This is a genomic window from Mesorhizobium sp. P160219 (genome assembly GCF_057786095.1).
Genome location: NZ_JBYNWG010000001.1, coordinates 418,914 through 442,801, shown reverse-complemented (window position 1 = coordinate 442,801; position 23,888 = coordinate 418,914). Strand labels below are relative to the sequence as shown.

The window sequence follows — 23,888 nt, the reverse complement described above, 5'->3', positions numbered from 1 at the left end:
ATGTTGCATTTTTCAAAACTGATGGCAGCCACATTCGCCTTCGGCTCGCTGATGATCGGCGTTGCCGGCGCCCAGACCGTACTGCGCTCGGCCGACACCCATCCGGACGGGTATCCGACTGTCGAGGCGGTCAAATATCTCGGCGAGCTCATCAAGGAGCGCACCGCCGGCCGCTATTCGGTCGAGGTCTATCATTCGGCGCAGCTCGGCGAGGAAAAGGACACGATCGAGCAGACGCAGACCGGTGTCATCGATCTGAACCGCGTCTCGATGGGTCCGTTCAACGGCATCGTGCCGGAAACCGCGGTGCCGTCGCTGCCCTACATGTTCCGTTCGGTCGAGCACATGCGCCATGTCATGGACGGGCCGATCGGCGACGAGATCCTCAAGGCCTTCGAGACGCATGATCTGGTCGGCCTTGCCTTCTACGATTCCGGCGCCCGTTCCTTCTACAACACCAAGAAGGACATCACCTCGATCGCCGATCTGAAAGGCATGAAGTTCCGCGTCATCCAGTCCGACGTGTTCGTCGATATGGTCAACGCGCTTGGCGCAAATGCCACGCCGATGGCGTATGGCGAGGTCTATTCGGCGCTCGAAACCGGTGTCATCGACGGCGCCGAGAACAACTGGCCCAGCTTCGAATCCGCCAAGCACTACGAAGTCGCCAAGCACTATACCGTCGACCAGCACCAGATCGTGCCGGAAGTGCTGGTGATGTCGAAATCGAGCTGGGACAGACTGACGCCGGAAGACCAGGCGATCGTCAAGCAGGCGGCCAAGGATAGCGTCGTCAAGATGCGCGAATTGTGGGACGCGCAGGAGAAGAAGTCGCGAGAGATCGTCGAGAAGGCCGGCGTCAAGGTCAGCGAGATCGACAAGCAGCCGCTGATCGATGCGATGAAGCCGGTCTACGACAAGTATCTGAAGACGCCGGAGCTCAAGGACCTCGCGACGCGCATCCAGGCGACCAAGTGATTTTCTGGCGGGGCGGCATGGCGCCGCCCCGCCAATCGCTTTTAGGGGACGGAAAGACCGGGAGGATCGGATGACTGCGGGAACGGCCAGGAGCGGAGCGCCACCGCGCTTCAGCGCGGTGCTTTCGAAGATTTGCGACGGTGCGCTCTATCTCGCGGGCATCGGGATGGTCGCCATGACCGCGCTTGTTGCCTACCAGGTGTTTTCCCGCTTCGTGCTCAACGCGTCACCGAGCTGGACCGAAGTCACCGCCATCATGCTGATGAACTGGTTCATTTTCCTGGGCGCTGCCGTCGGCGTGCGCGAGAATTACCATATGGGCTTCGACGTGCTGCTCTACATCCTGCCCAAGGGCAGCAAGTGGGCGCTGCGCACCCTGTCCGACCTGATCGCGTTCGGCTTCGGCTTCGGCATGGTCTGGTACGGCTGCAAGCTGGTCGGGCTGACCTGGCGGACCATCATCCCGGCGCTCGAGCTTCCCGGCGGTTTCGACTATCTGCCGCTGGTCGCCGGCGGCTTTCTGATCTGCCTGTTCTCGGCCGAACGCATCGTGCTGCGCTGGTCCGGCGCCGACATCGACAAGGATATCAATCTCGAGGAAGTGCCGGAAATGCCGGCCGTGCAGGAGGCCTAGATGGAACTCTGGATCCTGTTTGGCGTCTTCACGCTTTTGATGTTTGCCGGCACGCCGATCGCCTTTTGCCTGGGTGCGGCGTCCTTCGCCACCGTGCTTTATCTCGGCCTGCCGCCCCTGGTGGTGTTCCAGCAATTGAAGTCGGGCATGTCGGCGTTCTCACTGATGGCGATCCCGTTCTTCATCTTTGCGGGCGACCTGATGGTGCGCGGCGGCATCGCGCAGCGCATCGTTTCCTTTGCCGGCTCGCTGGTCGGTCATGTCCGCGGGGGGCTCGGTCAGGTCAACATCATCGCCGCGACGTTGTTCGGCGGCATTTCCGGCTCGGCTGTGGCGGAAGCCGCTGCCGTCGGCGGGCTGATGATCCCGCAGATGAAAGCGCGCGGCTACGGCGCCGACTACGCCGTCAACGTGACCTCGATGGCGGCGCTGATCGCGCTGCTTCTGCCGCCGTCGCAGAACATGATCATCTATTCGATCGCCGGCGGCGGCAAGATTTCGATCGCCGACCTGTTCACCGCCGGTATCCTGCCTGGCCTGCTGTTCGCCGCTTCGCTGATGGTCACTGCCTATTTCGTCGCCCGCAGCCGCGGCTACCCGGTCGAGGCCTTTCCCGGCTTCTCGCGTGTCGGCCAGCTGGCGGTCATCGCCATCCCCGGACTTCTGCTTATCGGCATCATCTTCGGCGGCGTTCGCTCGGGCATTTTCACGGCGACGGAAAGCTCCTGCATCGCCATCATCTACGCCTTGCTGGTCACCGTCTTCGTCTACCGGTCGATGGCCTGGGGCGATTTCGTCCATGCCACAAAGGGCGCGGTGCGCACGACCTCAATGGTGCTGCTGATCATCGGCACGGCGGCCTCGTTCAGCTGGCTGATGGCCTATCTCAAAGTGCCGGTGCTGCTGATCGCAGGCATGAACGCCATCTCCACCGATCCGCTGGTGGTGCTGCTTCTGCTCAACGTCTTGATGCTGCTGCTCGGCACCTTCATGGACATGGGGCCGATGATCATCATCTGCACGCCGATCTTCCTGCCGCTGGTCACCCATTACGGCGTCGACCCCGTGCATTTCGGCGTCATCACCATCCTCAATCTCGGCATTGGGCTCAACACGCCACCGGTCGGCACGGTGCAGTTCGTCGCCTGTGCCGTCGGCAAGATTACGGTCTGGGAAGCGATGCGCTCGATCTGGCCGTTCTATGGCGCGGGCATCGTGGTCCTGGGGCTGGTGACCTATATTCCGGCGATTTCGCTCTGGTTGCCGAGCGTGTTCAAATAGGGCGTCTTCAAACAGACGTCTTCAAACAGGGGTGCGATATGGCATCGGATAGCGCTGTTGATCTCAGGGTCGAGAGAAAACCCAAACTGTCGGAGACCGTCGTCGCAGCGATCCGCAAGCAGCTGCAGGCGGGCGAGATCCTGCCCGGCCACAAATTGCCGACCGAAGGACAACTGACCGAGACCTTCGGCGTCAGCCGCACCGTCATCCGCGAAGCGCTGGCCAAGCTCGCCGCCGACGGGCTGGTCGAGGCGCGCCAGGGCGCAGGCGTGTTCGTCACCGAGCACATCTCAACGATGTTCGGCGCGCTCGCCGCCGACATGGGCAGCAAGGATTCCATCGCGCTCAATGTGCTCGAAGTGCGCCTGGCCGTCGAAATCGAATCGGCCGGGCTCGCCGCCATTCGCCGCAACGCCGCGCAGGAAGCAGCGATCCAGGAAGCGTTCTTCGAATTCGAACGGCTGCTTCTCAACAGCGAGCCGACCGGTCCGGCCGATCTCGCCTTCCACCGGGCAATCGCCAGCGCCACCAACAACCCGTTCTATGTCGAGATGCTCGATGTGCTCGGACGCCGCGCCATTCCTTGCGACGTGACCTCGCCCTGGTCGACCGAACTGGTGCAATCCGACTGCTATCAGCGAGGGCTGCAACGCGAGCATCTGGTGATCCTGAATGCGATCACCTCAGGCGACGCCGAAGCCGCGCGCGAGGCGATGCGCGCTCATCTCACCGCCAGCCAAGAGCGCTACCGCGAGCGGCTGCACGCCCGCCAGGTCTACTACGCCGACTCGGTCAAGGCGTCGGCAACCAAATAGCCATTCATTCAGCTGGAGCAGCAATGACTCAAAGTCACCCGCATACCGATTTCACCTCGCGTTTCGCCATCGACCCGGTCGCCGCTGCTTCCATGGGCACCGACGAACTGCGTCACAATTTCCATATTGACGACCTGTTCCAGCAGGGACGCATCAGCCTGACCTACACCCATTATGACCGCATGATCGTTGGCGGCGCCGTGCCGGAAGGGACAGCGCTGCCGCTGGAGGCGATCAAGCCGACGGGGACCAAGAATTTTCTCGACCGCCGCGAGCTGATCATCGTCAACATCGGCGGCGCCGGCTCGGTGACGGCAAATGGCGAGACCCACCAGTTGCAGGCACGTGACATGCTCTATCTCGGCATGGGCAGCACCGACGTGTCGTTCGCGTCGGCCGACAAGGCAGCGCCGGCCAAATTCTATCTGCTCAGCGCCCCGGCGCATCACACCCATCCCAACCGGCTGATCCGCATCGGCGACGCCAAGCGGCTCGACCTCGGCAGCAAGGAAACCTGCAATGAGCGCTCGATCTTCCAGTTCATCCATGCCGATGGCGTCAAGACCTGCCAGCTGGTCGTCGGCATGACGCAGCTGGCGCCGGGCTCGGTGTGGAACACTATCCCTTGCCATGTGCATGACCGGCGCATGGAGGCCTATCTCTATTTCGACCTGCCGGAGACGGCGCGCGTCTTCCATTTCATGGGCGAGCCGGACGAAACGCGGCATCTGGTGATGGCTAACGAGGAGGCGGTGCTGTCGCCGGGCTGGTCGATCCATTCGGGGGCCGGCACCTCGAACTATGCCTTCATCTGGGCGATGGCCGGCGACAATGTCGACTACACCGATGTCGACCCGGTGCCGCTGGGTGAATTGCGTTGAGCGGCCCTTCCTCCTTCAGCCTGGCCGGCAAGCGTATCCTGGTCACCGGCGCGAACACCGGCATCGGCCAGGGCATCGCCGGCTCGATCGCGCGCGCCGGCGGTACCGTCATCGGTGTCGGCCGCTCGGCGATGGACGACACGGAAAGACAAGTCGCGGAAGCCGGTGGCCAGTTCGAGGCGGTGCGATGCGATCTTGCCGACCATGCGGCCGCCAAGGCGATGCTCGACCAGGTCTGGGAAAAGACCGGCTCGATCGACGGGCTGGTCAACAATGCCGGCATCATCCGCCGCGCCGATGCGGTCGATTTCTCCGAGGCCGACTGGGACGACGTCATCGACGTCAATCTGAAGACGCTATTCTTTCTCAGCCAAGGTTTTGCCAGGCGCGTGCTGACCGACCCGAGGCGGCGCGGCAAGATCGTCAACATCGCCTCGGTGCTGAGTTTCCAGGGCGGCATCCGCGTCGCGTCCTACACCGCGTCGAAACATGGCGCGCTCGGCATAACCCGGCTGCTGGCCTGCGAATGGGCGGCAAAAGGCATCAACGTCAACGCGATTGCGCCCGGCTATATCGAAACCAACAACACCGAGGGGTTGCGCGCCGATCCCGACCGCAGTGCTGCCATCCTGGCGCGCATTCCGGCGGGACGTTGGGGCGGGCCGGAAGACATAGGCGATGCCGCCGTGTTCCTGCTGGCGCCGGCGTCCGACTATATGCATGGCGCGGTGGTTCCCGTGGACGGCGGCTGGCTGGCGCGATGAGGAGATGGTCATGATTGAAGCCAAGATTTTCGCACAGCCCGGCGAGAGCGCCTGGACGCCGACGCCGGACGGCAACAGACGCCGCGTTCTCGTCTCCACCGATGAGCTGATGATGGTCGAGTTCGGCTTCGACAAGGGCGGCGTCGGCGCACTGCATTCGCACCCGCATGTCCAGGCCAGCTATGTCGCCGAAGGTCGCTTCGAGGTGACCATCGACGGCCGCACCGCGACCATCGAGACCGGCGGCAGCTTCATCGTGCCGTCCAATCTGGTGCACGGCGTCAAGGCGCTGGAGGCCGGGCGCCTGGTCGACAGCTTTACCCCGCACCGCGCCGATTTCCTGGCCTGAACCTTTTTCGGCAATTCCAGAAACAGGAAACCCGCGCCTCCTGGGGAGGCGCGGGCTGTTGCCTGTGCGCTCGTGGCGCAGCGGTACTCGAAACATCGCCGCAGGGTTGGACGGTGCCGCAACATGGTGAAGATAGGTTTAACGATGCCAATCAGGTCGATCGCCGGTGGGGTGTTGCTGCTGCTTGTTGTGGTCACGCAGGGGCTGCGCTAATCGTTCTGGCCACGCCGCTGCTTCGGGCGGCCGATCGCAAAAACATCAGTGATGCAGATATCGATGACAAGCGTGCCGACGCACGATCCCAAACGGCGCGTCCTCAAGGACGTGTTCGGCTTCGACGATTTCCGTCCCGGACAGGCCGCGGTGATGGAGGCGCTGCTTGGCGGCCGCCATGTGCTGGCCGTCATGCCAACGGGTGCCGGCAAATCGCTGTGCTACCAGGTTCCGGCGCTGGTCAAGGGTGGGCTGACCATTGTCGTTTCGCCGCTGGTGGCGCTGATGCAGGATCAGGTCGCGGCACTGCGCCTCGCCGGCGTCGCCGCCGATACGATCAATTCCTCGATCGACCGTGATGCCAATGTCGCGGCATGGCGCCGCGTCGCGTCGGGCCAGACGCGGCTGCTCTACCTCGCGCCGGAACGGCTGATGACCGAGCGGATGCTGGATGCGCTTGCCAGGCTCGATGTCAGCCTGATCGCCATCGACGAGGCGCATTGCATTTCGCAGTGGGGGCCGGCGTTCCGGCGCGAATATGAAGACCTTTCGCAACTGCGTGGCATCTTTCCCGACGTACCGATCATTGCGGTGACGGCGACGGCGGACGAGACGACGCGGGCAGACATCCAGAGACGGCTGTTTGGCGGGCGTGTCGAAACGCAGGTGCTTGGCTTCGACCGGCCCAACATCAAGCTTGCCATCGAGCCCAAACAGGACAGCAAGCGGCAGTTGCTCAATTTCATCGGGCGCCATCAGGGACGCAGCGGCATCGTTTATTGCCTGTCGCGCAAGAAGACCGAAGAGATGGCGGCGTTTCTCGAAAAGAACGGCGTGACCGCGCTCGCCTATCACGCCGGGATGAGCAAGGAGGCGCGCGATGCGAATCAAAACGCCTTCATGACCCTGTCGGGCGTCGTCATGGTGGCGACCATCGCCTTCGGCATGGGGATCGACAAGCCTGATGTCACCTATGTCTTCCACACCGATCTGCCCGGCAGCCTGGAAGCCTATTACCAGGAGATCGGCCGTGCCGGTCGTGACGGGCGGGCGGCTGAGGCGCATATGCTTTACGGCCTCGGCGATATCCGCATGCGCCGCATGTTCATCGACGACGAGGACGCAGCCGTTGAGCACAAGCGCCGCTCGCATGGCCGGCTCGATACGCTGATCGGCTATTGCGAGACGGCCGAGTGCCGCCGCCAGGTGCTGCTCGGTTATTTCGGTGAAGGGGCGGTCCCTTGCGGCAATTGCGACAATTGCCTGGAACAGGCGCCGCGCACCGACGGCACCGCCGAGGCGCGCCTCATCCTGGCGGCGGTGGCGCAGAGCGGCGAGCGCTTCGGCGCCGGCCATGTCATCGACATCCTCATCGGCCACGAGACTGAAAAGATCGCGGCAAGGGGGCATCACAGGCTGGCAGCCTTCGGCAATGGCACCGCGCACAAGAAGGATTTTTGGCAATCTATGATTCGCCAGCTGGTCGCGAACGGTTTCCTGATGCCGGACCCGGCCGGCCATGGCGGGTTGGCCATCGCGGACAAGGGCCACGCACTCGGCCGGGGCGAGGTGCCGTTCCAGTATCGGGTCGAGATGCGCACGCGCGCCGCGCGCCGCGCGGCTCGCGCCGGGCAGAGCCCCCAGAGCGAAAATGTAGATGCGTCGCTGCTCGCGGCGCTCAAGACGCTGCGGCTGCGTCTGGCCAAGGAACGCCAGGTGCCGGCCTATGTGGTGTTTTCGGATCGTACACTGATCGACATGGCCGAGCGTCGTCCGCAAGACCTCGACGATTTCGCCGGGGTGAATGGCGTCGGCGCCGCCAAGCTCAAGGAGTTCGGCGCGATTTTTGTCAGCGCCATTGCCGCGCACCTTTCCGAGACGCCAGGCTGAAAGGGTGTTGCTGGACCAAAGCCCGATCCGGCATCAGTACGCCTTCAACTTGCCCGCCCGCTTATCCTTTCATTTTGGCGCTACCCTGCCGTAGGGGAATGGCCTTCCAAATTGTATGGAACCGTGACGACAAACCACACATTCCTGAATCTAAGCGGTCGATTCTCGGATGTAGCCGTGATTATGGAAACCCGCTGTTGCGCGCGGGTGGCGGTTTTCTCGGCCTTGGAGACGCTACGTCGGCAGCCGCGATCCGCTGAGCCGAATGGTATGATTCAGACCATCTTTGTTGTTGAAAACCCGCTTTCGACGGGAGTATAAAACTCGAGGTTACCATTGCTTTTCGTATAGAGGCTGTGGTGGAAACGTGGGTCCAATCCGCAAAGCATTGCCTTGCGTGGAAGTGGTCGAACCGGCGGCGAATGGTCCGTTCCTGTGGCCAAGGAAGACCAGGAAATTACCCGATCATTCGTGATTGAACCGTTTGCGCTGTCCTATGCTGAGGGCCAGCGGATACGCCTGCATCTCGACAAGTTCGTTCGTCTGCAGAGAGGCTAAGCCTGATGAAAGACCGGTGGGAACCTGACCACCAGTTCATTGAAAGCGCCCGCCGTAGCCAGCTCCGAGCGGAGAGCCAACTGGACTCCCTGCAATCGACCATCGCCGAAACGCGACGCGTCCTAGAGGCTTCACGGAAGCTCTTGGAAAAGTTGCCGAGCGCGAAGACCATACCCAGCCATAGGGAATGGCCGGTGCAGGTTGGGCATGCTTGTGGGGCTTCACCGCACCGGCCACTGCGGGGGATATGAGGCCCCCCGCGCCGCCTAAGATATAGGCATATTAGCAATCGCGCAATTAACCCTATTGCGCTACCCAGCCGTAGAGGCAAGGAAATCGGAGAAGTTGGTGCCGGTTAACCGCCAGCACGCGAGCAAGTCATTCTGAAAGCATGAAAAACGCGATTTTGCTCGTGCCAATTGAGCGTCTGAAATCTAGTTCCTGCTGCCGATTATCCCTAAGTTAACAGAAATACTTATATTCCCGAAGGGTTGCGAATCAGTCGATTGTCAAGCGCATGCCATGGAGCAAGCAAGGGATCGATCTGAGCAGAAGGGCCGCAGCGGTCGAAGCGCGCTGGGAAATCCGAGCGGCTTCGGCAATTGTCCGCTCTGGCTCGCCCGCTACAACTCGACTCGCGCAGTGTGGACGGAATCACCGGCCATGTGGACGAGAACCATCTGGCGATGTCGTTCACCGAGTTTCGTTCGCGCTACAGCCTTTAAGGGCAAGGTGATCAAGGCGATCGGATCGCCGCCTCAGGCGGCTTCGCGTTCGGCCTGCGCAGTCAGGTCCGGCTCCCGGCGGCTGTACTGCCGCGGCGAACAGCCCATGACGCGCTTGAATGCCGTGCTGAAGGCGCTTTCGGATTCGTAGCCGAGCGCCAGGGCGATGACGGAAACCGGATCGCCGGAATGCATCAGCCGGTCGCCGGCCAGCATCATGCGCCAGCGCGTCAGATAATCCAGGGGTGAGGCCCCGACCGTCTGCTTGAATCTGAGCGCAAAAGTCGATCGCGACATGCCGGCGCGCTCGGCCAGCTTCTGCAATGTCCAGCCATGGGCCGGGTCTTCGTGCATGGCGCCGATCGCCGCGCCGATCTGCCTGTCGGTCAGTGCGAACAGCCAGCCGACATTGCCTTGCGCCGTCATATGCAGGCGCAAGGCCTCGATCAGGATCATGTGGGCGAGGTGCTCGACGATGAGAAAGCCGCCGGGACGCCGCTGGCGCAATTCCTGCATCATCCGCTCCACCGGCCAGCGAAGCGCCGAATGGTCGCTCTCGCCGCGGATGTGGACGATGGGCGGCAGCATCCGCAAGAGGATGCCGGCATGGTCGCCGGACAGCGTGAAGCGACTGCTGACCAGGAGGAAATCGCCGCCGCCATTATGGACGGTGATGCCGCCGGTCCGCGCCGGTGAAAAGATCGTTCGCGCATCGACCGTCGGCAGGCCGAGATCGCTGGCAAGGCGGAAAGGCCGGCCGCGCGGCAACAGGAAGCAGTCGCCCACGTCCAGCCGCACCGCGTCAGGGACGCCCTCGACCGACAGCCAGCATCGGCCGGACACCACGGCGCCGCATTTGATGGCGGCCTGCTGGTCAGGAAACTGGATCGCCCAGTCGCCACCGGTTTCCAGCCCAGCCGACAGGTAATTGCGCGGCTTCAGTAGCGACAGCACGTCTGACAGCGGATCCATGAGCGTTCTCGGACGATTGCGAAGATATCTCGGATTTTACAGTATAGATCGTATGATCTCAAACTTCTATCTCCTTCGCAACGGGCTGGCTGTACGGCGTTCGACAAAAACCAAGGAGAAATCATCATGCGTGTGTTCGTTACCGGGGCTACCGGTTTTGTCGGTTCGGCTGTTGTGCGGGAATTGCTCGGGGCGGGCCATCAGGTGCTTGGCCTCGCGCGGTCGGAAGCAGGTGCGGAGTCGATCGTGGCCGCGGGTGCCGAGGCGCATCGCGGCGATATCGAGGATTTCGACAGCCTGCGCAGCGGCGCTACCCAATCGGATGGCGTCATCCACACGGCCTTCAACCACGACTTTTCGAGATTCGCCGCCAGTTGCGCAGTTGACCAGCGCGCCATCGAAACGCTCGGCGCGGCGCTCGAGGGTTCCGAGCGGCCGCTGCTTGTCACCTCCGGCCTCGCCGGTTTTGCGCAGGGAAGGCCGGCAACCGAAGACGACAAACCCGCGCCTCCATCGGCCGCCATGCCGCGCGCTTCGGAAGCAACGGCCGTGGCGCTCGCAGCGCGCGGGGTGCGCGCATCGACGGTGCGGCTGGCGCCGACCGTCCATGGCGAGGGCGATCACGGTTTCGTGCCGATGCTGATTGCCATTGCGCGTGAAAAGGGCGTCTCGGCCTATGTTGGCGACGGCGCAAATCGCTGGGCGGCGGTGCACCGGTTCGACGCCGCCACCCTGTACAGGCTGGCGGTGGAGAAGGGGGCGGGCGGCGTCAGCTATCATGCGGTTGCCGAACAGGGCGTGGCGAGCAAAGAGATCGCCGAGATCATCGGCCGCCGGCTCGGCCTGCCGGTCGCTTCCATAGGCCCCGAGGACGCGGCTGCGCATTTCGGCTTTCTCGGGCATTTCATCGGCAGGGACTTGTCGGCGTCAAGTGAGCAGACCCGCACTGCGCTGGGATGGCAGCCGACCGGGCCGGGGCTCATCGCCGATCTCGATCGTGCCCGCTATTTCGAGGCCTGATCAGGCCGGCCAGTCGCGTTGCATTGCACGACCGACAGCCTGGCGATCAGCGGCAGTGCCAGCAACACGGCCAGACGCAGCCCGCCGAGCGGGCAGCACCGTCGTGCTGCTGGAACCGCCGCCACATCTGTATGGCGGCAAGCAGAACGAACACGGCGTAGGCCGCCCGCAGCCCGGACGACCTGCTCGCCCGTCGCCGGAAAGCCGGCGAAGGCATGGCCTCGTCATGGCAGACCTACCTTGTTACGGGGATGCGCGCGCAATTCCCGCGCCTAGTTAGAGATCGCCCTTCCTCACCTTGCCGTAAACGATATTCCGGTTCGAGCCATAGTAGACTTTCGCGTCGAAAGGACTCCCGCCGAGGGCGGCATTGATGATGTCCCACATATCGTCGGCCGAACGTAGGATGAGCGGCCAATCCATGAAAGTCTCCATGTAACCATCCGTCGTTATCTCGTCGCTGAAATTGGCAAACAGGAATTCGCCACCGGGCTTGACGAGTTCCATGGCTCTTTGAAGCAGGCGGACGCCGATGGCACGCGGCAGGTAATCGTAAAGCCCCGATGCGTAGACGAGATCGAATGTGCCAAGGGCGTAGGCGCGGCGTAGGATGCCGCGTACGGAACCCTGGACTGCCTCGACTGCCGTGCCGGCAAAGTCGTGGTTCACCGTGGCTACGCTGACGGGGTCCTGATCCAGGCCGATCCAACGTTGCAGTTTATGCCTGGCCAACGCGTCGGAGCGTTCGGCTTCCCTGAGGTGGCCGCAGGCAATCGCCAGCACCTCAGCCTTTTCCACACTGCTGGCCGTCTCGTCCACGGTCCTGGCCAGAATATCCCGCCGCTCGCGCCCCGCCACCGAACTGGCAGCTTCACTGGTGTACGCATAGATTTGCCGACCAAGTAAGGTCGACGAGGCCACGATCTCGTCGGCGATCGGATGCTTGTAGTAAATATCCAGCAGGCCTGCATCGCCCGAATACCCGCGCGGTTTTTCGACCGACCACCGCGTGAACGGGTCCTGGAGCAAATATTCCGCGACCCGATGCTGCTGAGCCAAAGGAACGAGTTTCTGCCAAACCGCGGTAGCAACCTGCCGGCGGAGCTTGTGGAGTCGCCCCGCCAAACGATGGACGACGGGGGCGGCCGGTTTGTTTCGCGCAAAGGCTTGATGAGCAAGGTCCAGTATCAGGGCGAGCTGGGCCGTGCTGTCCCTCAACTCGTCGGAGTCAGCCGCCTCTTCGGAGGTCGCAACATGTTTCTTCATCAGCCTGGTGGTGACCAGGCTGTATTGGTCGAGCTGCAGTTTTGGCTTGATAGGCATGCCGTTTACTCTCCGGTTTACCGCCCCGGTCCCCGGCCAGCAGCATAGGTGCGCCGCCAACCAATGCTAACAATTTTAATAAAATTTTAGTAAAATTTTAATCAACGGAACGGCCATCAATCCTGCAAACTGGCTAAATCCGAACCGCCCGTTTACCCTCGGTTAGCGACATCTGACTTTTCTTGCGGACAGGGACGTCTTCATTCCCCGACCGCAGGCGACGTCGGCTGTTGCATTCGCTACTGCAGATCGCGGAGGAGCGTTGCGATGCAACTGAGCGAGGACGTTGCCCAGAAGGTGGCGGCAGCGATTGGACGTCCGCGGTGGCATTCCGCCGATCCGGAACTCCTGACACTGTTCCTGCAGAAGGATGCCGATGAGAATCGCAGCCTTGTGCGATGGGGTATTGCGGCTGCTGTATTCAGCTATGTGGCCTATGGCCTTTTCGATTGGTTTCTTTTTCCGGATATCGCCGGCCGGCTTGTTTTGACGCGCGTTACGCTAGGGATCACTTCCCTGGCGCTTGTCGAATTTGTCGCCCGACGGGGCTTTGCCCTTGCCACCTTGCACCTTGTAGCAGCGCTGGCGATTGTATCCGGTGCCCTTGGGTGGCTCGTCTCCGCTGTTGGAACAGAGCATCAGGATGCCCTCTCCCATTTCATGGTTTTTGGCACCGTGTTCATCCTGGGTGCGAATCTGTTCTTCAACTTCCGTTTTTGGCTTTCAGCCCTTGCCTCCGCGACGGTCGCCGCAAGCTTTGTGTACGCCGCGATGTTCTCCCTTCAGGCCGACATCGCCGGTCGGGTCGTGTTGTCGGCCTATTTCGTGAACTGCCTCGTCTTGTCGCTTTATCTTTCGTGGCGGCTGAGCCTGGAGCGTTACCAGACCTTCCTGCACGCGCTTCGGGCGCAGTTCCAGGAGCAGGCTGCTATCAAGAAGGGGCAGAAGCTAACCGAAATCGCCGACACCGATCCGCTCACGGGAATGAAGAACCGCAGGGCGATCATTCGAGAATTCTCGGAGCTGCGCGAAGACTGGGCCGCGGACGACGACGAGATAGGGCTCATTCTGATCGACGTCGACTACTTCAAAAGGTTCAATGACGGACTTGGTCATCAGGCCGGCGACGATTGCCTGATCAAACTCGCCCATGTCCTCTCCGAGATGGCGGCTGCCAACAACGCCATCGCGGCCCGCTATGGCGGAGAAGAATTCGTCATTCTCTGCAAGGTCACCGGGCGGGCTCACCTTCATGAGATAACGAAGAAATTCTGTCGCGCTGTAGAGGATTTGGATATCTACCACCCTGATCGGGGCGACAAGCTCAACATCGTAACGATCAGTGCCGGGGCGTCGTTGACGCGCGCCGATCAGAGCATAGAGCTTAGAATCCTGCTGCAGGAAGCTGACCGCGCGCTCTACGCGTCCAAGTTTGCCGGTCGGGCTACGTTCACGATTTACGACCCGCATGCCACCAGCCAGGATCGCTCCGGCGAAAATCTTTCAGAACTGCTGAAGGTGGCAGTTTCCAACCAGCTCGTTTCTGTCGCTTACCAGCCAATTCGCGAGCTGGCGTCGGGACGCGTGCTGGGCCACGAGAGTCTGATGCGGGTATGCGACTTCGACGGCACCATGATCAGTCCGTCCGTATTCATACCCGTTGCCGAGCAGACCGGAGCGATCGTGGAACTGGGTACATGGCTGATCGATCGAGCCTGCGGTGACATGGCGGAATACGGATTGGGCTCGGTCGTGACGGTGAACGTATCCGTTCTTCAGCTCAAGGCTCCCAACTTTTCACTCCGGATCACCGAAATCCTTGGCAGGCACGGCCTTGCGCCCCAGAAACTGGCCATCGAAATCACCGAAGGCAGTGACATCTTTCTGGAGGCGCAAGCGGTCAGAAACGTGGAGCGGCTGCGAAAACTCGGCGTTCAGATCTGGCTGGACGACTTCGGAACGGGATTTGCCGGCTTGACATGGCTCCGCCGCTTCAAATTCGACGTGGTCAAGATTGATCGCAGCTTCCTCCACGATTGCCAGACGTCTCGTGGCTTGAGCCTGTTGCGGGACATGGTCGGGCTGCTTCGCAATCTCGGCCATGTCGTGCTCGCCGAGGGCGTCGAAACGGAGGAGCAGTACATATTGCTGCAGCGCCTGGGGGTAAATTTTATGCAGGGCTTCCTCACCGGGCATCCAGTCCCGATCGAAGAGGTAAACCAAATGAGGCAAGGCCTTGTTGCCTAGCGGCAGCCCCTTCGCTGAAGCTTCGGAGGGCATCCTGCTTCGTTCCGGTCCCCCTACGCTACTTCGTAGCTTCGGGCGACACTCCTACGCCCAGATGCGGTTCCGGGTGGCCTGCCACCCGAAGCCCGCAGGGCGTAGGGTGGCGGAGAGGGAGGGATTCGAACCCCCGATGGGCTTGCACCCATGCCGCATTTCGAGTGCGGTGCATTCGACCACTCTGCCACCTCTCCGCGGTCATGGTCGGCCGTTGCCGGCGCGGCGCACTAGATAACGGCTGGGCGGGCAGGTTACAAGGCCAAATCCGCGGGGGAATTCAGCTTCCTGTGCGGGCTCTGTCTGGAGGGCTGCGTTGCGGCCACGTCGGCAGATGGGGCCAACCGGTCCTCGACCGGAGAGATCGGGGGCGGCAAGGAGGCGGCGTGTCCAAGGATTCCGCCCGTTTGCCTTGACTCGTACCGAACCTTCGGTTAGGGGAAGCGCGCAATCGGCGTGGAGGGTTCTTCCACGCCGCTTGTTTTTCGAACCCGCAGACTGACAAAAAGACGGCCGAACCGCGTGACGCGGCTCATCGAGGCCGACCGAACAGCGAAAGGCAAAAAATGTTCGCAGTCATTAAAACGGGCGGTAAGCAGTATCGCGTTGCCGCCAACGATCTCCTGAAGATCGAGAAGCTCGAAGCCAATGTCGGCGATATCGTCGAAATCGGCAGCGTCCTCGCCCATGGCGAAGGCGAAAATGTCACCTTCGGCGCCCCGTTCGTCGATGGCGCTCTGGTCACGGCGGAAGTCGTCGAGCAGGGCAAGAACCGCACCGTCATCGCTTTCAAGAAGCGCCGCCGGCAGAATTCGCGCCGCAAGATCGGCCACCGCCAGCTTCTGACCACCGTGCGGATCGCCGAGATCCTGCTGGGTGGCGCCAAGCCTTCCAAGAAGGCCGCAGCCAAGGTGGAAGCCAAGGAAGTCAAGGCTGACGTAGCGCCCGAGGCGAAGGCCGAGGCCGCGACGAAGGAAGCCAAGGCGAAGAAGGAAGCCAAAGCCGAGGTTGCTCCGAAGGATGAAGCCAAGACGGAGGCCGCCGTCGCCGCGCCGCTGTTCAAGGCGCCGAAGGGCGAGCCGGACGATTTGGCCGTGATCAAGGGCATCGGCCCGGTTGCCGCCGGCCAGCTGCACGAGCAGGGCATCACCACCTTCGCCCAGCTTGCCAAGCTGTCGGACAAGGACGTGGCCAAGATCGACGCGCACATGCCCTTCAGCACCGACCAGATCAACGACTGGCGCGAGCAGGCCAAGGAACTGGCGAAGAAGTAAAACGAACCGGCGACAAGGTCGCCGGATCGGACTTGAAACGGAACGCGAACGCGTTCATAAGACCATTCAAGCGCCCCAGGGCGCATCGGAGTTAGTTAGATGGCACACAAGAAAGCTGGCGGCTCGTCGCGCAACGGTCGCGACTCGCATTCCAAGCGTCTGGGCGTGAAGAAGTTCGGCGGCGAAGCCGTCATCCCGGGCAACATCATCATCCGTCAACGCGGCACCACCTGGCATCCCGGCGTCAATGTCGGCATGGGCACGGACCACACCCTTTTTGCGCTCGAGACCGGCGCAGTCACCTTTAACAAAAAAGCCAACGGCCGAACCTACGTATCGGTCAACCCGATTACCAAAGCCGCGGAGTAGCCGGTTCCGCACTATAAAACCGGCGCCCATCTCGGGAACCGGTGTCTGGCCAAACCAGTGAATGGAGCCAGGAAAAGGATCAGGGGAGATGGGTTTTCCATCTCCCCTTTTTTCTTGCCTGGAGGACGTCGAATGGTTGCCGAAGCGGAAGACACCGAAGACGAAAGTTACGCGATAGATTGCCCGGTGCTGGCCACGGAGCGGCTGGTGATGCGCGCCCCGTGTGAAGCCGACATCGCGCAACTGGTCGAGCTTGCCGACAACCGTCACGTCGCCGAGATGCTGGCCCGCATGCCGCACCCCTATGGCGAGGCCGAGGCACGCGCCTTCCTGGCTATGACCCGGTCGCGCCGGGCCGGCATCGCCTACGCCCTGACGCTCGCCGGCACCGACATTTTCGTCGGCTGCGCCGGCCTCAACATGACCGATCGAGGGCTGGAACTCGGCTACTGGATCGGCGAGCCCTATTGGAAGCGCGGCTATGCGACGGAGGCCGCGCACGCGTTGGTCGACCTTGCCTTCCAACGGACGTCGATCCACGTGCTGCAGGCTTCGACGCGGGTGATCAATCCGGCCTCGCGCCGGGTCATCCACAAATGCGGCTTCCAGTATGCCGGCCAGGGCATGCTGAACTCGATCGTCGCCGGCCAGGTGCCGGTCGAGCGGTACCGGCTGGACAGAAAGACCTGGATCAGTCTTCGAAACTGGGTGCATTTCTAGGTGTTTTGATATTCAGGTGAGGCCGGCCTGCAAACGCGGGTCTTATGCGCTTCCGGTGCACGTACTTAAGTACACTCCGCTCCGGTTCTCGAAAACCAGTGTTTTCGGCTCGGCCTGACCTGAATCTCAACACCTAGGCGCGTGCCTCCAAACGACAGGTTTGGAAACGTTGGTTGTGGATCGGGCTCAACTCAGCCCATCTCGACCCAAATCGGGAGATGGTCCGAACCGACCGCTTGCGGGTCGACCCACAGGCGCTTCAGCGATCCGGCGAGCGAGGCCGAGGTAAAGATGTAGTCGATGCGCTTGTGGCGGCTTGTGTCTTCGGGTCGCGTGGGATCGACCCAGGTGACGACGTCTGGTGTGTTCAGGCGCTGGGCGACGTCGACGGCGAGATCGGCGGTCAAGGGCATGCCGAATTCATGGTCCGGGCGGCCGACGAGTTCGACATATTCGGGCGAGCCGGGCAGCATGTTGAAGTCGCCCATGACGATGAAGGCTTCGGGATAGGGCAGGTCCGGCAGGCCGATCTCGGGAATGCCGGAGAGACCGCCGCCCTCGAAGGCATAGTTCAACAGGCGCTGGCGCAGGAAACGGATCTGGCTGGCGCGCTCAACCGGACTGCGATGGTCGAGATGCGTGGAATAGAAGCGGATGAAGCCGAGCGGGGTCTCGACCAGCGCCTCGAGTGCGCCGCGCTGGAAGTTCATCGCCTCAAGGCTGCGGCTGCGCGGCAAAAGCAGATTGCGCGACAGATGGATCGGCGTCTTCGACAGCACCATGTTGCCGAGCTGGAAAGTGGTGGTGATGGCGCGGCCGGCCTCCAGGCGCGAGCCGACATTGACCTCGAAATTGCTGCCGTAGGCGGCAAAATATTCGGGCAGCGCCTCACCGATCTCGGCGACCATGTCGCGGTTGCCGTTCCTCGGATTGTTGCGGGTCACTTCCTGCAGCGCGATCACGTCGGCGCCGCGAACCGCCTCGGTGATGCGGCCGAGATCGTAGCGGCCATCCAGACCGATACCGTACTGGATGTTGTAGCTCACAACCTTCATTCCCGCGCCCCTCAAGGTCCGTCCGCGAACACTGCTACCGCGTCCCCGACAAAAGGGCATCCGGCGCTTTAGTCGCAAAACGGCCTCGCCCTTGGCCGCGCCTTGGTTTAGAGCAAGGCGCAAGATCTAAAGCAAAGCCGCAAGGCCAACAGAAACTGCGTAGTCCAATGAAATTTCTCGATCAAGCCAAGGTTTATATCCGCTCCGGCGACGGTGGCGCCGGCTCTGTGTCGTTCCGGCGCGAAAAATTCATCGAGTTCGGCGGCCCGGATGGCGGCGACGGTGGCCGCGGCGGCGATGTCTGGCTGGAAGCGGTCAATGGGCTGAACACGCTGATCGACTATCGCTACCAGCAGCACTTCAAGGCCAAGACCGGTGTCCACGGCATGGGCCGCAACATGACCGGCGCCAAGGGCGCCGATGTGACGCTCAAGGTGCCGGCCGGAACCCAGGTGTTTGCCGAGGACAATGAGACGCTGATCTGTGACCTGACCGTGGTCGGCCAGCGCTTCCTGCTGGCCAAGGGCGGCAATGGCGGCTTCGGCAACCAGCATTTCAAGACCTCGACCAACCAGGCGCCTCGCCGCGCCAATCCGGGCCAGCCCGGCGAAGAGATGAATGTCTGGCTGCGGCTGAAGCTGATTGCCGACGCCGGCCTGGTCGGGCTGCCCAATGCCGGCAAGTCGACTTTTCTGGCAACCGTCACCGCAGCCAAGCCAAAGATCGCCGACTACCCCTTCACCACGCTGCATCCAGGTCTCGGCGTTGCCCGCATCGATGCGCGCGAATTCGTCATCGCCGACATTCCGGGCCTCATCGAGGGCGCGCATGAGGGTGTCGGCATCGGCGACCGGTTCCTCGGCCATGTCGAGCGCACGCGTGTGCTTTTGCATCTGGTTTCGGCGCAGGAGGAAAATCCGGGCAAAGCCTATAAGACCGTGCGCGCCGAGCTCGACGCCTATGGCAATGGGCTGATCGAGAAGGTCGAGATCGTGGCGCTCAGCCAGGTCGATATCCTCGATGCCGATGAGCGCAAGAAGAAGGTTGCGTCGCTCAAACGCGCTGCCGGCCGCGCGCCGATGCTGCTGTCGGCGGCCACCGGCGAGGGCGTCGAAGCGGTGCTGCGCGCGCTGATGGCGGTTGTCGGCGAAGCGCGCGACAGGGCTGCCGCTCCCGTCGAGACCCGCTGGGACCGATAGCGATGACGGCGCAGTCGCTGACAAAATACCGGCGCATCACGGTCAAGATCGGTTCGGCCTTGCTGGTCGACCGCACCAGCGGCCTGAAGCGCGACTGGCTTGCCTCGCTTGCCGAGGATATTGCGGTGCTGGCCAATGGTGGCGCCGAGATCATGGTCGTGTCCTCCGGCGCCATTGCGCTCGGCCGCACCATTCTCGGTCTCGGCAAACGGGCGCTGAAGCTGGAAGAAAGCCAGGCGGCTGCGGCCGTCGGCCAGATCGCGCTGGCCGGCGCGTGGTCGGACGCGCTGGGCAAGGGCGCGCTGAAATCAGGCCAGATCCTGCTGACGCTCGGCGACACCGAAGAGCGCCGCCGCTATCTGAATGCCCGCGCGACGATCTCGACGCTGCTCAAGATGAAGGCGGTGCCGGTCATCAATGAGAACGACACGGTGGCGACCTCCGAAATCCGCTATGGCGACAATGACCGGCTGGCGGCCCGGGTGGCGACGATGATGGGCGCCGACCTGCTGGTGCTGCTCTCCGACATTGACGGGCTCTATACGGCGCCGCCGGCGCGCGATCCCGATGCAAAATTCATTCCGGTGGTCGACCGCATCACGCCCGATATCGAGGCTATGGCCGGGGCGGCCGCATCCGAACTGTCGCGCGGCGGCATGCGCACCAAGCTCGATGCCGGCAAGATCGCCACCGCCGCCGGCACCGCCATGATCATCACCTCGGGCACCAGGCTGTCGCCACTGATGGCGATCGAGCGTGGCGAGCGCGCCACCTTCTTCAGGCCGAGCGCCAATCCGGTGAAAGGCTACAAGACCTGGATCGCCGGCCAGCTCGAACCGGCCGGGCGGCTCACCGTCGACGCCGGCGCCATCGGCGCGCTGCTGTCCGGCAAATCTTTGCTGCCGGCCGGCGTCAGGCTGGTCAGCGGCAATTTCTCGCGCGGTGACACGGTGGCCATCCTGTCGCCGGAAGGGCGCGAGATCGCGCGCGGGCTTGTTGCCTACGATGCCGCCGATGCCGTAAGGATCGCAGGCCTGAAGACAGCGGAGATCGAAACCGTGCTCGGCTACGAGGCGCGCTCGGCGATGATCCACCGCGACGATCTGGTGGTGAGCGATCCGGGTGACCAGATACGGGCTGCCGGCCAGGTATGGGCCGGGGGCGAGGTAAGCGGAGGATGAGACATGCTGAAGTTGCATGAACAATCCGGGGATGACACCGTCGCGCTGATGGCTGATATCGGCCGCCGTGCCCGCGCGGCCGCCCGACCGTTGGCGATTGCGACCGCCGCCGCCAAGGATGCCGCACTTCTCGCCATGGCCGACGCGATCATCGCGCGCCAGCAGCAGATTCTCGATGCCAACGCCATCGATGTCTCTAACGGACACGAATCGGGCTTGTCCGGCTCCTTCATGGACCGGTTGAAGCTCGATCCGGCGCGCACCCGTGCCATGGCGGATGGCATCCGTGAAATCGCCGAGCTCAGGGACCCGGTCGGCGATGTGATTGCCGCCTGGGATCGCCCCAACGGCCTGCAGATCGAGCGCGTGCGCACGCCGCTCGGCGTTGTCGGCGTCATTTATGAAAGCCGGCCGAATGTGACGGCGGATGCCGGCGCGCTCTGCCTCAAGGCCGGCAATCCGGTGATCCTGCGCGGCGGCTCGGACTCGCTCAATTCGTCCGCCGCCATTCATGCCTGCCTGGTCGAGGGGCTGAAGGCCGCCGGCCTGCCGGAAGACGCCATTCAGCTGGTGCCGACCACCGACCGCGCCGCCGTCGGCGAGATGCTGAAAGGGCTTGGCGGCAATCTCGACGTCATCATTCCGCGGGGCGGCAAGAGCCTGGTCGGGCGCGTCCAGAGCGAGGCGCGGGTGCCGGTCTTTGCCCATCTTGAAGGCATCTGCCATCTCTACATCGACCGCTCGGCCGATCTCGACATGGCGGTCAGGATCGCCGTCAACGCCAAGATGCGGCGCACCGGTGTCTGTGGCGCTGCAGAGACTTTGCTGGTCGACCGCGCGGTGGCCTCCACACATCTGGTGCCGATCCTCGACGCGCTACGCGCCGCCGGCTGCGAGATCCATGCCGATCAGGAAGTGATGAAGCTGTTCTTCGACGCCAAGCCGGCGACCGATGCCGACTGGGTGACCGAATATCTCGACGCCATCATCGCGGTAAAACTGGTCGACGGGATTGCCGGCGCCATCGACCATATCGAGACGTTCTCCTCACACCACACAGAGGCGATCATCGCCGAGGATGCAAAGGCTGTGCAGCGCTTCTTCAGCGAGATCGACTCGGCGATTCTCCTGCACAATGCCTCCACCCAGTTCGCCGATGGCGGCGAGTTCGGCATGGGCGCCGAGATCGGCATCGCCACCGGCAAGATGCACGCGCGCGGACCGGTTGGTGTCGAGCAGCTGACCTCGTTCAAATACCGCGTGCGCGGGTCGGGACAGGTGAGGCCTTGAGCGCTGGCCTTACCCTCCCCCTTGTGGGGAGGGTGGCGAGCGCAGCGAGCCGGGTGGGGGTACGACGCTGAATTCTGCAATCCCCCCACCCCGCTCCGCTTCGCGGATCGACCCTCCCCACAAGGGGGAGGGTGGGGCGCCTCTTTCCTCGCACTACCTCCGCATGCCGCATGCCGAAAAGGGCCTCGCCGTCGGCCTGTTCGGCGGATCGTTCAACCCGCCGCATGCCGGCCATGCGCTGGTGGCGGAAATTGCCTTGCGGCGCCTCGCGCTCGACCAATTGTGGTGGATGGTGACGCCAGGCAATCCGCTGAAGAGCACCAGGGAATTGGCGCCGCTGAGCGACCGGCTGCTGCAGTCGGAGCAGATTGCCAAGAACCCGAAGATCAAGGTCACCGCCTTCGAGGCGGCGCATCATATCCGCTTCACCGCCGACACGCTGGCGCTGGTCAAGGCACGCAATCCCGGCGTCGATTTCGTCTGGATCATGGGCGCCGACTCGCTTCGCGATTTCCACCGCTGGCAGCGCTGGCGCCAGATCGTCATGACCTTCCCGATCGCCGTCATCGACCGCCCGGGCGCGACGCTGTCCTTCCTGTCCTCGGTCGTGGCCAAGACGTTCGACTATGCCCGCGTCGACGAGGGTGACGCGCCCCGGCTCGCGCGCATGAAGGCGCCGGCCTGGACTTTTATTCACGGCCCGCGTTCGTCGCTGTCATCGAGTGCTATTCGCAAGCAAGCCAAGGGGTAACTCGTAAGGCCAGATCGCCGATGTCGCTTTTACGGCGGCCTTTCGCGATCCGCTGGGCGATGCTGCGCTGGATATGGCCACTTCAGTGAACCAGACCGACATCGACCACAATCATGGCGCCCCGCCGGCGCCCGTGATCGCCATTGCCAGCGTAATCGTGTCGATGGCGCTGATCGCGGTCGGCAACGGGTTGATGTTCGCCTATATCCCGGTCCGGCTTGGGGTCGAGCGCTTCGATCCGACCTGGGCCGGGTTGATCATCACCGGCCTTTCCGCCGGCGGACTTGCCGGCTGCATCCTGACCGGGCCGCTGGTGCGCCGCGTCGGGCACGCCCGCGCCTTCATGGTGCTGTCGGCGCTGATAGCGCTGTCGAATGCTGCCATTGGCGCCGGCACCTACCCGCTGCTGTGGATCGCGGCGCGCGCGCTTTACGGTTTTGCAATATGCGGCCTGTTCATCGTCGCCCAGAGCTGGCTCAACGATGCCGTCGCAAACGCCATTCGCGGCCGGGTGATGGCGGTGTTTTACGTCGCCTATGTCGCCGGACTTGGCGTCGGCTATGCCCTGCTGGCGGCGGTCGACATCGCGACGGCGCAGGCGCCGCTGATCGGCATTGCCTTCACCGCAGTGTCGATCCTGCCGGTCGGCATGACGCGGTTGGCTCAACCGCCGCCACCTCGCGCAGCCTCCGTGGCGCTTGGCCGCGCCTGGCGGATCTCGCCGGTCGGCGTGGCCGGCATGCTGGCCGTCGGCGGTCTGTCGATGGCGATCGCCGGGTTCGCACCGATCCATGCCACGGCCAAAGGCTATAGCCAGGCCGATGTGGCGCTGCTTTTGTCGGCGATGCCCGTCGGCACGCTGATCCTGCAGATACCGCTCGGCTGGATTTCCGACCGTACCGATCGCCGTTACGTGCTGGCCGGCGCTGCGGCACTGGCCATCGTCGCCGGTATTCTGGCCATCGGCTTCGACGGCGGCGCGCTGATGGTGCTCGTGGTGATCTACATCGTCTGGGACGGCGCCTCGGAATCGATCTATTCGCTGGCCAGCGCGCATGCCGCCGACCGCGCCGGCAAGGACGACATGGTGGCGCTGTCGAGTTCGTTGCTGTTTGCCTGGTCGCTGTCGGGGTTCATCGTGCCGGGTATCGTGACGGCCCTGTCGGCTGTCTATGGCACGCAGGCCTTCATTTATGTGGCCATCGTCATCGCCACTGTCTTCTGCCTGTTCGTGCTGTGGCGAGTGGCCACCACGCGCGCCGTCCCCGCTACGGAGACCAGCAGTTTCGCGCCGATGTCGGCGCAGGCGCCGCTGCCGGTGGAGCTCGCCTACGCCCCGGAAGATAAGCGCTGAACGGTTTCACAG

General features: G+C 63.1%; 21 protein-coding genes and 1 tRNA gene. 18 read left to right on the top strand and 4 right to left on the bottom strand.

Annotation, left to right across the window (positions count from 1 at the left end):
- From AC3EMP_RS02230 to recQ, 8 genes are all read left to right on the top strand, one after another.
- On the top strand, positions 1-978 hold the full coding sequence (locus tag AC3EMP_RS02230) for a TRAP transporter substrate-binding protein (protein WP_023684104.1): 978 nt from the start codon (positions 1-3) through the stop codon (positions 976-978).
- A gap of 70 nt (positions 979-1,048) precedes the next feature.
- Complete coding sequence (locus AC3EMP_RS02225; protein WP_023688890.1) at positions 1,049-1,612, top strand: TRAP transporter small permease; 564 nt, start codon at positions 1,049-1,051, stop codon at positions 1,610-1,612.
- Positions 1,613-2,893 (top strand): TRAP transporter large permease, encoded by a 1,281-nt coding sequence (locus tag AC3EMP_RS02220; protein WP_023684106.1) that lies wholly within the window; start codon positions 1,613-1,615, stop codon positions 2,891-2,893.
- 38 nt (positions 2,894-2,931) lie between these two features.
- Positions 2,932-3,708: a FadR/GntR family transcriptional regulator gene (locus AC3EMP_RS02215; protein ID WP_023732976.1), complete on the top strand. Its 777-nt coding sequence runs from the start codon at positions 2,932-2,934 to the stop codon at positions 3,706-3,708.
- Positions 3,709-3,731: 23 nt separating this feature from the next.
- Complete coding sequence (gene kduI / locus AC3EMP_RS02210) at positions 3,732-4,589, top strand: 5-dehydro-4-deoxy-D-glucuronate isomerase (RefSeq protein ID WP_352712213.1); 858 nt, start codon at positions 3,732-3,734, stop codon at positions 4,587-4,589.
- Positions 4,586-5,353 (top strand): 2-dehydro-3-deoxy-D-gluconate 5-dehydrogenase KduD, encoded by a 768-nt coding sequence (gene kduD, locus AC3EMP_RS02205; protein WP_352712215.1) that lies wholly within the window; start codon positions 4,586-4,588, stop codon positions 5,351-5,353. The genes kduI and kduD overlap by 4 nt, the downstream gene beginning before the upstream one ends.
- A 10-nt stretch (positions 5,354-5,363) precedes the next feature.
- Complete coding sequence (locus tag AC3EMP_RS02200; protein WP_023684110.1) at positions 5,364-5,702, top strand: cupin domain-containing protein; 339 nt, start codon at positions 5,364-5,366, stop codon at positions 5,700-5,702.
- A gap of 276 nt (positions 5,703-5,978) precedes the next feature.
- Positions 5,979-7,805 (top strand): DNA helicase RecQ, encoded by a 1,827-nt coding sequence (gene recQ, locus AC3EMP_RS02195; RefSeq protein ID WP_352712217.1) that lies wholly within the window; start codon positions 5,979-5,981, stop codon positions 7,803-7,805.
- Between the two features lie 1,316 nt (positions 7,806-9,121).
- On the opposite strand, the gene AC3EMP_RS02190 is transcribed toward recQ, so the two are convergent.
- Positions 9,122-10,060 carry an AraC family transcriptional regulator gene (locus AC3EMP_RS02190; RefSeq protein ID WP_023668685.1) on the bottom strand — a complete coding sequence of 313 codons (939 nt, stop codon included), beginning with the start codon at positions 10,058-10,060 and terminating at the stop codon, positions 9,122-9,124.
- A gap of 126 nt (positions 10,061-10,186) precedes the next feature.
- On the opposite strand from AC3EMP_RS02190, the gene AC3EMP_RS02185 reads away from it, so the two are divergent.
- Positions 10,187-11,080: an SDR family oxidoreductase gene (locus AC3EMP_RS02185; protein ID WP_023698216.1), complete on the top strand. Its 894-nt coding sequence runs from the start codon at positions 10,187-10,189 to the stop codon at positions 11,078-11,080.
- Positions 11,081-11,356: 276 nt separating this feature from the next.
- Here AC3EMP_RS02185 and AC3EMP_RS02180 read toward each other — a convergent pair whose 3' ends face one another.
- Positions 11,357-12,403: a class I SAM-dependent methyltransferase gene (locus tag AC3EMP_RS02180; protein ID WP_023684116.1), complete on the bottom strand. Its 1,047-nt coding sequence runs from the start codon at positions 12,401-12,403 to the stop codon at positions 11,357-11,359.
- Positions 12,404-12,670: 267 nt separating this feature from the next.
- On the opposite strand from AC3EMP_RS02180, the gene AC3EMP_RS02175 reads away from it, so the two are divergent.
- Positions 12,671-14,650, top strand: a complete 1,980-nt coding sequence (locus AC3EMP_RS02175) for a putative bifunctional diguanylate cyclase/phosphodiesterase (RefSeq protein WP_352712220.1) — start codon at positions 12,671-12,673, stop codon at positions 14,648-14,650.
- A gap of 140 nt (positions 14,651-14,790) precedes the next feature.
- On the opposite strand, the gene AC3EMP_RS02170 is transcribed toward AC3EMP_RS02175, so the two are convergent.
- Positions 14,791-14,880: transfer RNA gene (locus tag AC3EMP_RS02170), tRNA-Ser, on the bottom strand.
- A 369-nt stretch (positions 14,881-15,249) separates the two neighbouring features.
- Here AC3EMP_RS02170 and AC3EMP_RS02165 point away from each other — a divergent pair.
- The 3 genes from AC3EMP_RS02165 to AC3EMP_RS02155 all read left to right on the top strand — a co-directional run bounded on the left by AC3EMP_RS02165 (position 15,250) and on the right by AC3EMP_RS02155 (position 17,046).
- Positions 15,250-15,957, top strand: a complete 708-nt coding sequence (locus tag AC3EMP_RS02165; RefSeq protein WP_023684118.1) for a 50S ribosomal protein L21 — start codon at positions 15,250-15,252, stop codon at positions 15,955-15,957.
- Positions 15,958-16,056: 99 nt separating this feature from the next.
- A complete protein-coding gene (gene rpmA / locus AC3EMP_RS02160; RefSeq protein WP_015315190.1) occupies positions 16,057-16,326 on the top strand; it encodes a 50S ribosomal protein L27 in 270 nt (89 codons plus the stop codon).
- 132 nt (positions 16,327-16,458) lie between these two features.
- Positions 16,459-17,046 (top strand): GNAT family N-acetyltransferase, encoded by a 588-nt coding sequence (locus tag AC3EMP_RS02155; protein WP_023684119.1) that lies wholly within the window; start codon positions 16,459-16,461, stop codon positions 17,044-17,046.
- Positions 17,047-17,237: 191 nt separating this feature from the next.
- Here AC3EMP_RS02155 and AC3EMP_RS02150 read toward each other — a convergent pair whose 3' ends face one another.
- Positions 17,238-18,101, bottom strand: a complete 864-nt coding sequence (locus AC3EMP_RS02150) for an endonuclease/exonuclease/phosphatase family protein (RefSeq protein ID WP_023668690.1) — start codon at positions 18,099-18,101, stop codon at positions 17,238-17,240.
- Between the two features lie 167 nt (positions 18,102-18,268).
- Between AC3EMP_RS02150 and obgE the strand changes: the two genes are divergently transcribed.
- The 5 genes from obgE (at position 18,269) to AC3EMP_RS02125 (ending at position 23,876) form a co-directional block, all read left to right on the top strand.
- Positions 18,269-19,300 carry a GTPase ObgE gene (gene obgE / locus AC3EMP_RS02145; RefSeq protein ID WP_023668691.1) on the top strand — a complete coding sequence of 344 codons (1,032 nt, stop codon included), beginning with the start codon at positions 18,269-18,271 and terminating at the stop codon, positions 19,298-19,300.
- 2 nt (positions 19,301-19,302) lie between these two features.
- A complete protein-coding gene (gene proB, locus AC3EMP_RS02140) occupies positions 19,303-20,481 on the top strand; it encodes a glutamate 5-kinase (protein ID WP_352712223.1) in 1,179 nt (392 codons plus the stop codon).
- A 3-nt stretch (positions 20,482-20,484) separates the two neighbouring features.
- Positions 20,485-21,771: a glutamate-5-semialdehyde dehydrogenase gene (locus tag AC3EMP_RS02135; protein ID WP_023684121.1), complete on the top strand. Its 1,287-nt coding sequence runs from the start codon at positions 20,485-20,487 to the stop codon at positions 21,769-21,771.
- Positions 21,772-21,934: 163 nt separating this feature from the next.
- A complete protein-coding gene (locus AC3EMP_RS02130; RefSeq protein WP_023684122.1) occupies positions 21,935-22,522 on the top strand; it encodes a nicotinate-nucleotide adenylyltransferase in 588 nt (195 codons plus the stop codon).
- A 73-nt stretch (positions 22,523-22,595) separates the two neighbouring features.
- On the top strand, positions 22,596-23,876 hold the full coding sequence (locus AC3EMP_RS02125) for an MFS transporter (protein WP_352712225.1): 1,281 nt from the start codon (positions 22,596-22,598) through the stop codon (positions 23,874-23,876).
- Positions 23,877-23,888 lie beyond the last annotated feature (12 nt).